The sequence below is a fragment of the Ruegeria sp. K11 genome (assembly GCF_056531905.1).
Genome location: NZ_JBQFMP010000031.1, coordinates 1 through 13,628, shown reverse-complemented (window position 1 = coordinate 13,628; position 13,628 = coordinate 1). Strand labels below are relative to the sequence as shown.

The 13,628-nt window shown below is 58.3% G+C and carries 14 protein-coding genes and 1 pseudogene; 7 read left to right on the top strand and 8 right to left on the bottom strand.

Going from position 1 to position 13,628, the window contains the following annotated elements; translation table 11 throughout:
- A pseudogene (locus ACR0K4_RS22695) lies at positions 1–230 on the bottom strand (hypothetical protein); the annotation flags it as partial.
- 54 nt (positions 231–284) lie between these two features.
- Positions 285–998, bottom strand: a complete 714-nt coding sequence (locus ACR0K4_RS22690) for a uroporphyrinogen-III synthase (protein ID WP_480855883.1) — start codon at positions 996–998, stop codon at positions 285–287.
- Between the two features lie 97 nt (positions 999–1,095).
- Between ACR0K4_RS22690 and tsaD the strand changes: the two genes are divergently transcribed.
- The 5 genes from tsaD (at position 1,096) to ACR0K4_RS22665 (ending at position 5,228) form a co-directional block, all read left to right on the top strand.
- Entirely contained in the window at positions 1,096–2,190 is a 1,095-nt protein-coding gene (tsaD, locus tag ACR0K4_RS22685) for a tRNA (adenosine(37)-N6)-threonylcarbamoyltransferase complex transferase subunit TsaD (RefSeq protein ID WP_480855882.1), read from the top strand.
- Complete coding sequence (locus ACR0K4_RS22680) at positions 2,187–3,143, top strand: NAD(P)H-dependent glycerol-3-phosphate dehydrogenase (protein WP_480855881.1); 957 nt, start codon at positions 2,187–2,189, stop codon at positions 3,141–3,143. The genes tsaD and ACR0K4_RS22680 overlap by 4 nt, the downstream gene beginning before the upstream one ends.
- A 1-nt stretch (position 3,144) precedes the next feature.
- The gene (locus tag ACR0K4_RS22675) at positions 3,145–3,414 is read left to right on the top strand and encodes a YciI family protein (protein WP_480519671.1); all 270 of its coding nucleotides are present in this window, start codon (positions 3,145–3,147) and stop codon (positions 3,412–3,414) included.
- Complete coding sequence (locus ACR0K4_RS22670; RefSeq protein WP_480519673.1) at positions 3,414–3,836, top strand: EVE domain-containing protein; 423 nt, start codon at positions 3,414–3,416, stop codon at positions 3,834–3,836. Before ACR0K4_RS22675 ends, ACR0K4_RS22670 begins: the two co-directional genes overlap by 1 nt.
- 450 nt (positions 3,837–4,286) lie before the next feature.
- The gene (locus ACR0K4_RS22665; RefSeq protein ID WP_480855880.1) at positions 4,287–5,228 is read left to right on the top strand and encodes a hypothetical protein; all 942 of its coding nucleotides are present in this window, start codon (positions 4,287–4,289) and stop codon (positions 5,226–5,228) included.
- 206 nt (positions 5,229–5,434) lie between these two features.
- On the opposite strand, the gene ACR0K4_RS22660 is transcribed toward ACR0K4_RS22665, so the two are convergent.
- On the bottom strand, positions 5,435–5,776 hold the full coding sequence (locus ACR0K4_RS22660) for a DUF2853 family protein (RefSeq protein WP_480519677.1): 342 nt from the start codon (positions 5,774–5,776) through the stop codon (positions 5,435–5,437).
- Positions 5,777–5,890: 114 nt separating this feature from the next.
- A complete protein-coding gene (locus ACR0K4_RS22655) occupies positions 5,891–6,793 on the bottom strand; it encodes a LysR family transcriptional regulator (RefSeq protein ID WP_480519679.1) in 903 nt (300 codons plus the stop codon).
- 92 nt (positions 6,794–6,885) lie between these two features.
- On the opposite strand from ACR0K4_RS22655, the gene ACR0K4_RS22650 reads away from it, so the two are divergent.
- Entirely contained in the window at positions 6,886–7,962 is a 1,077-nt protein-coding gene (locus ACR0K4_RS22650; RefSeq protein WP_480519681.1) for an L-dopachrome tautomerase-related protein, read from the top strand.
- A 36-nt stretch (positions 7,963–7,998) separates the two neighbouring features.
- Here ACR0K4_RS22650 and ACR0K4_RS22645 read toward each other — a convergent pair whose 3' ends face one another.
- The 3 genes from ACR0K4_RS22645 to ACR0K4_RS22635 form a co-directional block, all read right to left on the bottom strand.
- The gene (locus tag ACR0K4_RS22645) at positions 7,999–8,745 is read right to left on the bottom strand and encodes an extensin-like domain-containing protein (protein ID WP_480855879.1); all 747 of its coding nucleotides are present in this window, start codon (positions 8,743–8,745) and stop codon (positions 7,999–8,001) included.
- A gap of 13 nt (positions 8,746–8,758) precedes the next feature.
- The gene (gene ahcY, locus ACR0K4_RS22640; protein ID WP_480855878.1) at positions 8,759–10,147 is read right to left on the bottom strand and encodes an adenosylhomocysteinase; all 1,389 of its coding nucleotides are present in this window, start codon (positions 10,145–10,147) and stop codon (positions 8,759–8,761) included.
- Between the two features lie 102 nt (positions 10,148–10,249).
- A complete protein-coding gene (locus ACR0K4_RS22635; protein WP_480519686.1) occupies positions 10,250–10,567 on the bottom strand; it encodes a hypothetical protein in 318 nt (105 codons plus the stop codon).
- A gap of 206 nt (positions 10,568–10,773) precedes the next feature.
- Between ACR0K4_RS22635 and ACR0K4_RS22630 the strand changes: the two genes are divergently transcribed.
- Positions 10,774–11,367, top strand: coding sequence for an HD domain-containing protein (locus ACR0K4_RS22630; protein ID WP_480519688.1), 594 nt, complete (start codon positions 10,774–10,776; stop codon positions 11,365–11,367).
- 80 nt (positions 11,368–11,447) lie between these two features.
- Here the strand turns inward: ACR0K4_RS22630 and ACR0K4_RS22625 are convergent, their stop codons facing one another.
- Entirely contained in the window at positions 11,448–13,391 is a 1,944-nt protein-coding gene (locus ACR0K4_RS22625; protein WP_480855877.1) for a DUF3604 domain-containing protein, read from the bottom strand.
- Positions 13,392–13,628 lie beyond the last annotated feature (237 nt).

Here is a 13,628-nt window from a genome sequence, read left to right as displayed (position 1 = left end):
GCTTCGGCTTCGGCTTCGGCTTCGGCTTCGGCTTCGGCTTCGGCTTCGGCTTCGGCTTCGGCTTCGGCTTCGGCTTCGGCTTCGGCTTCGGAAGGGGCCTTCCCGACTGGCTCGGCGGCGTCAAGGGTCACAGCATCTGTCGTACCTTCGGCGTCAACACCGGTATCGGCCACGTCATCCGACTTGGGATCTTCCACCGGCTTTTGATCGGACTTTTTCTTACCAGCCACCGCAATCTTCCCCTTATCGAATCCAAAAACACATGAATAACAGACCTGACCAAGTTAATCGGAGGTCTCGTCACCCTCAACCCGCATCGCGTGTTTCACAAGTTTTTTAACGGCTTTCCTCATTTCGTCCGGGGTCGGCTCTGACGCGATCCTCAGATGCACATAGTCCAAGGAATAAAGGGGTTCGGCGGTCGCTTCGCTGATGGCTGCCAGCCATAACGGCGCATTTCCCGTCCAGGTTTCGGCAAAATGTCGCGCCGTTCTGGGCGAAAAAACCGGGGCGATAACCGGTTTTTTACCAGCGGCAGCGGCAAGGGCGTCCGATGTCAGCGGTAACAAAAGCTGTCGGTAGACGGGTTGTTCATGTGTTGTCAGTCCAGATTCGGTCAGTCTTTGCGCAATGTTACCCCGGCTGTGCTCGCCGCGCAGATGCAAAAGCGGCGATACTGGTCTGGCCTGCAGCAAGGTGGCAACCAGCTCTTCCGCGGATGCGCCCATCATCTGCGCCCGCCACCCGGCATCAGTGGCTGTTCCCGTGGTGACCGAACCGACGCAGTAGGCCGGCATGTCTCGGGTCACGCCCAGTGAGACGGCCGCATTCACAGCGTTGGCCGACGTAAAGATAAGGCCTTTGATCCCAGACACATCCACCTGAACCGGCAGCGTCCGGATATCCAGGATCGGAGAATGGATGACCTCAACCCGTGACCTGACGCGGGTCGAAAGCTGTGCAACGAACCGTTCGGACGCGGCACGGGGACGGGTCATCAACAAATACAAAAGTCGGCGCCTTGGGCCTTGGGATTGTTTGCATCCGCACGGGGTGATACCCCGCTTGGCAATCAAGGTGTAACGGATCGGGCCAATGGTGCAAACACTTACTGTCCTCGGGCTGGAAAGCAGCTGTGATGACACAGCCGCCGCCGTCGTGCGCCAAAGCGGCGAAGGGGCTGAGGTGTTGTCCTCGATTGTTCACGGACAAACCGAGCTTCACAGTGCCTTCGGTGGCGTAGTGCCCGAGATCGCGGCCCGCGCCCATGCTGAGAAGCTGGATATCTGTGTCACGCAGGCCTTGAAGGATGCAGGTCTGGCTCTGTCCGATATGGATGCGGTCGCGGTAACCGCAGGACCGGGTCTGATTGGCGGCGTCATGTCCGGCGTCATGTGTGCCAAGGGCATCAGCGCCGCGACCGGCCTGCCGCTGATCGGGGTCAACCATCTGGCCGGGCACGCGCTGACACCGCGCCTGACGGACGGGATTGCTTTTCCGTATCTGATGCTGCTGGTTTCGGGCGGCCATTGCCAATACCTGATCGCGCACGGCCCGGAACAGTTTACTAGACTGGGCGGTACGATCGACGATGCGCCGGGCGAAGCTTTTGACAAAACTGCCCGCCTGCTGGGCCTTTCACAACCGGGTGGCCCCTCGGTCGAGGCTGAAGCGCGACGAGGCAATCCCTCGCGCTTTCGGTTTCCCCGACCGCTTCTGGATCGTCCCGGGTGTGATCTGTCCTTCTCGGGACTCAAAACAGCGTTGATGCGAATGCGGGATCAGATCGTGGCCGATCAGGGCGGCTTGACCCGACAAGACCGTGCAGACCTGTGCGCCGGATTTCAGCAAGCCGTCGTCGATACACTGGCCGAGAAGACCCGTCGTGCAATTGATCAGTATCTGGAACATGCTCCAGCGGATCCGGTGATCGCCGTCGCCGGAGGTGTGGCGGCAAATTCCGCAATTCGCGCATCATTAGAGACTATTTGCGACCAAAAAAACACGCGGTTCATCGCGCCGCCGCTGGCACTGTGCACTGACAATGCCGCAATGATCGCCTATGCCGGAATTGAACGGTTTCGCCTTGGGGCGCGGGACGGGTTAGACCTGACAGCCCGTCCCAGATGGCCGCTGGACCAGACCAGCCCGGCCATGCTGGGCAGTGGCAGGAAAGGAGCCAAGGCATGAGCGTCGCGGTGCTTGGATCGGGCGCGTTCGGAACCGCGCTGGCGATTTCGCTGGCGGGGAATGGGTCAGTCACTTTGTGGGCACGGGATGACGAACACGCCCAACGTATGAACTCCAGCCGGATGAATGCAACTCGTCTGCCCGATGTCACGCTGCCTGATACGATCTCGGTCACATCGGATATATCTGTGGCCACCGCCAGCGACACTCTACTGATCTCGGTGCCCATGCAGCAGATGCGCAACGCCTTGCGGCATCACGCCCCGGCGCTGGCCGGAAAGACGCTGGTCGCGTGCTGTAAGGGGATCGAGCTGTCTACGGGTCTTGGCCCGATTTCGGTGATCCGCCAAACCATCCCGGATGCGCGCCCGGCCCTGCTCACCGGACCGAGTTTTGCCGATGATATCGCGCGTGGGCTGCCCACCGCTCTGACACTGGCCTGCGAAGATGATGCGCATGAGCTGCAGCACGAACTGACCACTGCAAACCTGCGCCTCTACCGAACCACGGACGTTGCCGGAGCTGAACTTGGCGGCGCGCTCAAGAATGTCATGGCCATCGCCTGCGGCGCGGCCATAGGTGCCGGGTTGGGTGACAGTGCCCGTGCGGCGCTGATGACGCGGGGATTTGCCGAGATGCAGCGGTACGCCCTGATGCGCGGCGCACGGCCCGATACGCTGATGGGGTTGTCCGGTTTGGGTGATCTGGTCCTGACCTGCTCGTCCGAACTGTCCCGTAATTACCGTTTTGGCCTGAGTTTGGGTCAAAACAAGCCCTTTGACACCACCACTACGGTCGAGGGCGTCGCCACCGCCCGCGCCATGTCTGACATCGCCACGGCCGAAGCGCTGGACATGCCCATCAGCGCCACGGTGGCCGATCTCAGCCACGGTGCGTACAGTGTCACCCAAGCTATCGAAACTCTGCTGAACCGACCCCTGAAGGAGGAATAATATGCTGATCGCCCTCATCGCCCGCGACAAGGAAGGCGCGTTGCAAACCCGGCTGGACAATCGCTCGGCCCATCTGGCCTATATCGAGGAAACCGGCGTTGTGTCACAGGCCGGGCCCCTGCTGAACGACGATGCAATGATCGGATCGCTGATCATCCTTGAGGTCGAAGATATGGCAGCAGCCCGGGCCTGGGCCGACAATGATCCTTATGCAAAAGCCGGTCTGTTCCAATCCGTTGAACTGATCGCGTGGAAAAAGGTCGTCGGCTGATGGCTTACTGGCTGTTCAAATCCGAACCTTCAACCTGGAGCTGGGACCAACAGGTCGCCAAAGGCGAAGTCGGCGAAGAATGGGACGGCGTGCGCAATTATCAGGCGCGCAATTTCATGCGGCAGATGCAGATGGGTGATCGCGGGTTCTTTTACCACTCGCAAAAAGACAAGGCGATTGTCGGCATCGTCGAGGTCTGCGCCGAGGCCCACCCCGACAGCACCACGGATGACGAACGCTGGGAATGCGTGGATATCAAGGCCGTGCGTCCGTTTTCTGTACCTGTGACATTGGACCAGATCAAAGCAGACGAGCGGTTGTCGGACATGGTGCTGGTCAAGAACTCTCGGCTGTCGGTGCAACCGGTCAGTGAAGTGGAATGGGAAACCGTATGCGCTCTGGGTCAAACCCGGCATGATTGAATAAGCCTCGTGCTTTTCTTCCCAGCGGCTAGAGAAACTGCTATAATCTCTGACGTTCAGCCAAGCGATTTCGGTACCACGTTTTTCGGTCCCGGAATCTGTGTGTTTGGGTTTCGAGTGTTGTGAAAGTTTGAGCCAGTGTCTGACAGTGATGACAAAAGTGGTGGTCCCCGTGACAATGATGCTGCGCCAAGGCGTCTGACGTGGGAAGCACGTCTTGAAATCGCGCGGAAACAACGGGCCGAGGCACTTGCGCAATCAAATGCAAATCAAGCCGGGAAACCTGTCTCAGCGGAAGTTGAGACACCGTCGCCACGCCCGCAGGCTCAACATCTATCGACGCTGGAACGCGCGGTCACACCTCAGGCCGTTTCGCCGGAAATTGACCGGGGACGCAAAGGAAGAGAGTCTAATTCAGCCTTTCCAAAAGTGTTAGCGACCGCGCTGATTGTGGCATTCGTGCTTTGGGGTGGAAGTACCGCGATATCCAGTTGGGATAAGCTGGCCGGTAACCGTCTGCAAACACCGTCCGACCCCGGCGCAATCCTGGGGTCTTTGTTCAGCGGAGCGGCCTATGCATCCGAAACCCGCGCTCCAGTGCAGTTGACGCTTCCTGATATGGCACCGGATTTGCCAAGGGTTGCCCTGCGGCCAACGCCCCCGGAAAGGGATCTGCCGTATGCTCCGGCGGCCAGAGTTTTTCTGCCGGAGCTAACAGGTCGGGAAGAAAGCTCATTGGATACGACGCCGCCCTTGATTTCAAAGCAACCCGATGTCGCGCAAACTGCGTTCGCCTTTTATGGCCCGGGCACCGAGTCGCGCGTTTCCGTCCCCGCTTTGGCACCGTCCCAAACCTTGGTATTGGCGACATTCCATCCGTTGCCGGTCGAGGTGGCGCGCGCGCCCCGCCCTGTCGCAGCACAAACAGAGCCCGACATTGTGCCACAAGTGACCAATATTGCGTTGACCGAGCCCATCCAGGCCATCGAACCATTGCGCGCGGAACTGGACACACCGCCGGTTGCGCGCCCCGCAATCAATTCGGATGTATCGCTGTTTGTGCCAAATCGGGTACCTGCAGAAACCGGAACACGGGCGTTGAATCTTTTGTCGGGCGGGCAAGCCAATATCGTCGACACCGCGCGTGTGGGGTTTTCCGTCCGGGATACTCAGGTGCGTTATTATCACCAACAGGATGCAGACGTAGCTGCGGCAGCGGCCGAGGCGCTTGGTGGCATTTCACGGGACTTTACTGGTGCAGCCCGCAAAACCCGCCCCGGACATATCGAAGTTTACCTGGAAGGCAACGGCCGACAGCCCACACAGCGCCCAAGCGCGCAGCCCAGCCAGTTTGAGCAATTTATCGCACGGCTTTTGAATGCAAATAACTAGGAAAATCGGGAAGGTTCTGACAGTGCAGAACCTTCCCTACCCCGCGTGCTCCCATCACACCACACGCGTATAGAAATCTATGGTTCTGACCGTCCTGGCCACATTGATACCTTAACCGATCAGGCCTCAAGATATCAAACGCCAAGTGCCTAAAATTGAAAACACCCGCCATGGAACTGACGGGTGCAGCAAAAGGAAATCCGGGATCAGCTGTAAACGGACTCTTTCCCGAAATGTTTGGTCAGCATGTAATAGACCACGGCCCGGTACTTGTTCCGCTCGGACTTGCCATAGGTTTCGATCGTCTTGTTGATCCCTTCCATCAATTCCGGGCCATCCGACAAGCCCAGCTTTTTGATCAGAAAGTTGTTCTTGACGGTTTCCAGTTCAGCGTCCTGGCTGGAAGCCACCGTGCATGCATCCGCATCATAGATAGCGGGACCACATCCAATGGTGACCTTGGTCAAAAGGTCCATGTCCGCATCCATACCGCATTTGGACTTCAGGTCCTCTGCGTATTTGGCGATCAACTCGTCACGTTTTCCCATGAAATTCTCTCCCTAAAGCGGCGTTTGCCGCGATTTTGCATCTTCATAATCAGATGTCGGAACGCTAATCGCGCGGGTGTCGCACTCAAAGGGGAAAAATCCGCACTTCGCCTCCTAAGCGGACTTCGGTTGGCCCCGTGCTCGTTGAAACGCCGCACTGGCCAGAGTCGAAAAGGCACGCACCTTGCGACCCGGTGTGGAAGTGCCTGTATGGACGAAAGAAATTGGAGCTTCAGGCGATTTCAGGATACCCGGCAGAATTTCGCACAACGCCCCGCTCTCAAGCTCGCGCTGCACAGCCAGACGGGACTTGACAGCAAGGCCAAGACCCTGAACCGCCGCCTCGGTCAGCATGTCGGAATTGGAGACCGCGATTCCTCGCGGAATTGAAAACAGCGCCGCGCCGTTTCCGTCCGCTATATCCAGCCGCGTTTGCCAGGGCAGGCACGCCCAGCGCATTGTGCGCAAATCCTCGACCGAGCGTGGCGTTCCGTGCTTGTTGCAAAACGAGGGCGCCGCGCAGATGATGCGATCATTGTCGCTGAGTTTGCGCGCCTTCAGCGTGCTGTCCGCCATCTGACCGACCCGAATGGCGCAATCGATACCCTCATCGACCAGCGAGACATAGCGGTCCACAGCCAGAAACTCGACGGTCAGATCGGGATGGTCTGACTGAAACGCACCCATCATCGGCATAATGAAGCGCGACAGAATCCACGGCGATAGCGTGACCCGCAGATGTCCACGCAAGGCCCCGGTGCCACTGCCAGCGTCCAGCTCGGCCTCGCGCAGATCGGCCAGAAGGGGTTCGATCCGGTCCAGAAAGATGAGCCCTTCATCCGTCAGTTGCACCTTGCGGCTGTTGCGGTGAAACAGTTTGAGGTTCAGCACCTCCTCAAGCTTGGTGATGCGGTGGCTGACCGTGGCCGCAGACAGCCCCTGTGCTTTGGCCGCCGACCCGACGCCGCCGGTTTTGGCGACAGCGACAAAGGTCAGCAGGTCGTTCACGTGGTACATTCGAAAATTCCTAACGCTGGTTTCAGAATTGAGCCAGTTATCGCGGAAAAATTCAAATGATATCTGCTCTGCCATCACCAGAGGAGGACCCGATGAAATCCCTATATGCAGCCACATGCGCGCTTGCGCTGGCCCTGCCCGCCGCAGCGGCCGAGTTGGAAACCTATCTTGAGTTCGAAAAGGCCATGCCCCCGGGCAATCTGGCCATTGGCCCGGACGGGCGCATGTTCATGTCGGTTCATGAATTCTACGGCCCCGAACTGCGCGTGGTTGAGGTGATGCCCGACGGGTCCACCAAACCCTACCCGACCGAAGACTGGGCCCGCGCCCCGAAGGATGATGCGGATGGGCTGAACGGTGTGCTGGGCCTGCGCGCCGACCGCGATGGTATCCTGTGGATGCTGGACGGTCAGGGTGAAAACCAGACCGGGCGCATCGTCGGTTGGGACACCAATACCGAGACGCTGCATGCGATTCACTATATCGGCGCTCCGGTGGCGCGCCCGACCTCGTTCCTGAACGATCTGGCCGTGGACCGCGACCACGGGGCCATCTACATCTCGGACACAGGCAACGGTCAGAACTCGGCCATCATCGTGGTCGATCTGGACACCGGGCGTGCGCGACGGGTTCTGGAAGGCTCTCAATATACGATTCCCGAGGATACGCCGATGGTGATCGACGGGCGCGAGATCACGCTGGGCGGCAATCCGGCCAAGATCGGCATCAACCCGATCACCGTCGATCCGACGAACACATGGGTCTATTTCGCCCCGATGACGGCCAGCGCGATGTACCGCATCCCGACCGCCGCGCTGCTGGACGAAAGCCTGTCAGACGCTGATCTTGAGGCGAAGGTTGAACGCTATGGCGACAAGCCGATCTCGGATGGTTCGACCGTCGATACCGGCGGCAATGTCTACATCACTGCGATGACGGACAATGCGCTGGGTGTGACAAAGCCGGACGGGACCTATGAGGTTCTATTCCAGTCGGATGATGAATTGCCGTGGCCAGACGGGTTCTCGATCGGTGCGGATGGCTATGTCTATGCCACGATTAACGAGTTGCACCGCTCACCCGTACTGAACAATGGCGAGGATGCCTCTAAGGGGATCTACAAGATCGTCCGGTTCAAATCGCTGTCTGACGCGGTCAGCGGACGCTAGGCGAAACCCCGGCCCTGCGATGCGGGGCCGGGATACCTACCGGCAATAGCCCCAACCGGGTCCTTGCAGATGGAAATGATCCGCGTGCAGGCGATTGAAATTGGGGCCCAGCACAACGCGGAACCAGTCGCAGGCCCCTTTCCCAATGCGATGCAGAAAGTCAGCCTCGGGGCCCGGATTCGTCCAATCCTGTAACAGGCTGAGTGTTCGCCCATCGGCCAGTTCTACTCCTACGATGTCGATGGAATCCGCCGTTGCATGGCTGCTCCATCCGCTGTTTTCCCCCTGCGCGGTGCGCATACGGCGGCAATTGTAACTGCCCAGATGCCGCAACGCGCGCACCTCGGTTCCCAACAGGTCGCGCGCGGCGGGTTGCACCACATGATGTTCCCACATCGCGAGGCGCAGAGCAGTGGTGCAGCGGGTTTCCACACCTCTGACCCGAGCACTGACCAACTGTGACAGCGAGCCCCGACCGGCGATGCCACAGTTCTGATCGACCACCAAATCCTCCATCTCCGAGAACGCGGCACCGGCTTGCGACAGCACCGCCCGGCACTGTGCCTCGTCCGCCAGCGCGCGATTAAGCTGGAACTTGGTGGCAGGTGTGACCGGGGCGGTCAGGGTCAGGTCCCGAAGGGGATTCCAATGGTCAGGCAGCGGCGTTTTGGGATGCGCCAACAGCAGATACACGCCCGATCCAACAAGACATAGAAATACAATGATCGAAAAGAAAGACGCCGCCAGCCGCATAAACCGGCGGCGTCCAGAAGGTTCGGTCATCCCTGATCCGCGATCAGTAGCGGTAGTGTTCGGGCTTATAGGGGCCTTCGGGCTTCACGCCGATATAGGCCGCCTGTTCCGCATCCATCTTGGTCAGCTTGACGCCGATGCGATCCAGATGCAGGCGCGCGACCTTTTCATCCAGATGTTTGGGCAGGATGTAGACCTTGTTCTCGTACTGGTCGCCCTTCGTGAACAGCTCGATCTGCGCCAAAACCTGGTTGGTGAAGGACGCCGACATCACGAATGAAGGATGCCCGGTGGCGTTGCCTAGGTTCAGCAAACGCCCCTCCGACAGCAGGATCAGCCGATTGCCCGAAGGCATCTCGATCATGTCCACCTGTTCCTTGATGTTGGTCCATTTGTGGTTCTTCAGGCTGGCCACCTGAATTTCGTTGTCGAAGTGACCGATGTTGCCGACGATGGCCATGTCCTTCATCGCGCGCATGTGCTCGATGCGGATCACGTCCTTGTTGCCGGTGGTGGTGATGAAGATATCCGCGCTGGCAACTTCGTCTTCCAGCAGGGTGACCTCGAACCCGTCCATCGCCGCTTGCAACGCGCAGATCGGATCAACTTCGGTGACTTTCACGCGGGCACCCGCGCCCCGCAGCGAAGCTGCCGAGCCTTTGCCCACGTCGCCATAGCCGCAGACAACGGCAACCTTACCGGCCATCATGGTGTCGGTGGCGCGGCGGATACCGTCGACCAGCGATTCCTTACAGCCGTATTTGTTGTCAAACTTCGACTTGGTGACCGAGTCATTCACGTTGATCGCCGGGAACGGCAGGTGGCCGTCCTTCACCAGTTGATACAGGCGGTTCACGCCAGTGGTGGTTTCCTCGGACACGCCCTGAATCTGGTCGCGCATCTTGGTGAACCAACCGGGCGAGGCCGCCATACGCTTGGCGATCTGCTTCTTGATCACCTCTTCCTCTTCCGAACCCGGAACGGGGATGATGTCTTCGCCTGCTTCGGCGCGCGCGCCCAGCAGGATATACAGCGTGGCGTCGCCGCCATCGTCCAGGATCATGTTGGGGCCGTCGTCGAACAGGAAGGATTTGTCGAGATAATCCCAGTGTTCTTCCAGCGTCTGGCCCTTGATGGCGAAGACCGGAACGCCCGCCTCGGCAATCGCCGCCGCCGCGTGATCCTGGGTCGAGAAAATGTTGCACGACGCCCAGCGCACATCCGCGCCAAGTGCTACCAGCGTTTCGATCAGTACCCCGGTCTGGATGGTCATGTGCAGCGAACCGACGATCCGCGCACCTGACAGAGGTTTGCTGTCGCCATATTCGGCCCGCAGGGACATCAGCCCCGGCATTTCGGTTTCCGCGATATCCAATTCCTTGCGGCCAAAACCCGCCAATGAAATGTCTTTAACGATATAGTCCCCGGCCATCAGGTGCTCCACTCCGGTAATTCACAGTCCGGATTGCCACTAGCATCCCTTTATCTGTGTGGCAACGAAGATGGCCGGAAACGGGTTCTTACGCCTTAAAAATCAGCTTGGCGTGCCCTCGACTTTGATTTTCGGGATTGCCTCGAAAAAGTCGGTGCCAACGGCGACAATGCAACTCAGGCCGCTCGCGTGGGTCACCAAAACGGTGTAACTTCCCGTTTCCTCTGAGGTCCAGACCTCCATGACCGACTGTCCGCCGCGCGATTTCTGCAATCCACCAAAGGCCAGCTGTTCCTTGTAACTGTCCTGTAACTTGGCGATCACATGCTCGCGCTGTGCGCAACTCTGCTGAGCAAAAGCCGGAGGGGCAGTGGCGGCCATTCCAAAGGCCAGGGCAATTCCAAACAAACGCTTGAACATAGCAAGCTCCTTTCGATACGAGTTTCGTTTCGAGAGGGGCACACCGGGAGGAGCGTGCGCCCCCCTCAGCACTTCATGTCGGGATCACAACGCGCCGGTTCAAAGCACAAACGCTCAAGAAAAAGTTGGCAGCTGGTGATCTTGACAGGTACATCTTAGCACGAAAACGAGAAAAGAATGTGTCCGACTTCACAAGGCATGGCAGAATGGCAACACAACCCCGAGCGTGGCAAAGAATGCTGTCGGGCCGCAGGCTTGACCTGCTGGATCCGACGCCGGTGGACATCGAAATCGAGGATATCGCACACGGATTGGCATTTGTGGCGCGTTGGAACGGGCAAACAGGCGGCGATTTCGCCTATTCCGTGGCCGAGCACTCTCTGCTGGTCGAAGAGCTGTTTGGCCGCATCGTCCCCAAAGCCCCCGCCAAATGGCGTCTGGCCGCCCTGTTACATGACGCACCCGAATACGTGATCGGAGATATGATCTCGCCGGTGAAATCCGCCGTCGGCCCTGATTACGGCGCGCTGGATGACCGTCTGGCAGCGGCGATCCACATCCGGTTCGGTTTGCCCGCCGAGGTGCCGAAGACTGTGAAACGCCAGATCAAGAAGGCCGACAAGATCAGCGCCTGGATGGAAGCGACCCAGATTGCCGGGTTTTCCGAGGCTGAGGCGACCAAGTTCTTTGGTCGTCCGGACAAGGCGGTGATGGAGGGGTTGCGGATCACGCTACGCCCGCCAGTTGAGGTTCGGCAGGCGTATACTGTTCGTCATAAAGAGTTGATGGAGCTCTTATGAGACATCCAATTGGCCGAATGTCTCCTGTGAGCCCGATGCAGTTATAGTTTCACTTTGTCCGAAGTTCTGCTTTGTGATCATCATTCGGTTGGCCTGTACCAGATCGGCGAGGTATATGCTCGCTCCTGCGTCGTCATCGGAATTTCGTCAGGCATTTCAATATCAAAGCGCAGGGCTTCGTAGGCCGTCCAGCGGGGTGTCGGAATCTGTAGTACGCGCGCATAATATGTCGCCGGTTGGGCGGGGTCAAAATCCGGGTCCTCCCAAACGGCGATAAGCTCAGGCGCACCGATCGTGTTTGTCCATGTTGCGGCGGCGACATCCACTGTGTTTCCAACAGCGGGGAGTTTGCCGTCAACTCCGATTTCCCGGTCGCCGGACCAGACAACATCGTAAATTTTTTCCTTGGTGTTGCCCTCGTTATCGACCCATCCCTTAACGATCTGAATGCGATCAAGGTTGCCACCGATTGGATCTTTCAAGGCTGCGACGTAGAACGTCGGGTTTGCACCATCGGAACCGGTCGGCAGGTCTGATCCCATGGGAACGCCCTTGTCATAGCCGACCCAGCCGGGTTCGCGGACGCCCACATCGTCCTGCTCAAATTCCCACCCGCCGAAGAACCAGACCGTCATGCGCGGTCCAGTAGAGGCGTAGGTTTCGCGGCGTGCCATCGAGTCCCAGATTGCCTCAAGGGTGTTCTCGGTCGCCCAAACCGCCGTATATCCAGATGCAGCTTGCCGCCAGCCAAGAACCTCACGTCCATCAAATGATAATACGGTATGTTCCCAACGCGTAGGCGAGGGTTCTACGCCGGAGTGTTTACCAAAGAAATTTTCTTCTTCGACCGCGCTCAAGGCTGTGTGTGAATCTGTTCCGGCTGCAGCCCCGATGCGGAATGGATTTTCGCCAATATCCTGCTCAATCCGAATACCTCGTTTCAATGCCTCACGATAGTACTCCCGCTCAATCATACCGGGTTCTTTTGGCGTAAGGTTGAGATTCCCTTCGTCCCAGGTCTCGTAGTCCGCGAACTCGTCGTCTGGCGATAGCATCGGGTGGGCTTCACCGTCGCCCTTGATCTGGGTGACCTCATAGATTGGCTCAAACCGCTGACGACGCAGGGCATAATCCGCGTCGAGAGGTTCCTTGCTGGTATAGGTCACGTCGTCGAACATCAGCCCATTTGATAGGTTGCCGTTGTGGGGAATGGCCAGCACCCGCGAACCTGTCGTCTCCTCGAAGGTTTCCATCCAGCGCCATAGGTCTTCAGGGTCGTAGCTCTCAAAGGTCGTGTAGGGCAGCATCTGATCAGCCGTGTCTTTACCGCCGCGATAAATCACGTTGCGGTGCATGTTGTTGCCGGGACCTTCGTTTGGCGTCCATTCGTAGCCGATAAGAGCTGTAAACCTGCCTGGTTCGTTAAAACTTTCAATAATCTCAGTGTAGTCGTGCCATGTGTCGCGGAAGAAGTCTTCATCCTTGGCAGCATCCGGCAGAGTGTTGTTGCCTTGGGCTTGGATCGCTGACATGCCCACCTGGATGGCTGTCTCGATATCATTCAACTGCATGACCTCGCTCCATTCAGCCAGCGTTTCGTCCGCTTCAACCAAGGCCGGGTCACCTGCTCGCAATGCCGGCGGAATGCCGAGAAGGTCCGAATGGTCGGTCATCGCCAGCCAGTCGAGCGGGCGCGACAACTGGATAGGCACGCCAAACGTTGTCTCTACTTGCTCACCTCTTGCAAAGCGCATCGCATCTTCAGGAGAGAGTGCATTGATGAAACCTGCGTCGAATGACCAGCCGGAATGGACGTGCTGATCACCCCATAGTGGACGGATGGGAAAACTGCGGTTGGCGTAGGGTGAATAACTACGTGAACCCAAACGCGCGGTTTGCGAGATTGCAGCAGGATCGATTGTCACGTCGCCGCCGTGGACAGTTTCCTGTGAGAGAACTGCTTTGGGGGATACGACCAACAAAGCTGCTGTCGCGGCTAGGGCTGCTAGCTGGTCGATGAGCATTTTCTTTTTCCTGAATAGGTTTTGATGTAACGAGTCAATTCAAGCAACGTAGTTAGGGTGGCACAATTATTCGCGTTCAAGCAAGCCGCTACGGAACGAAAGCTACCATTGGCATTACTCCTGCGAACGCCAGGAATGTCCGGATAGTGTTGAAAAAGTCTGTTGATTGGTTGGTGTGTCGCTGATTCACTCGTTTTATGAGCGGAGGTGCGGCGATGATGGGACCAAGGCAGGTGG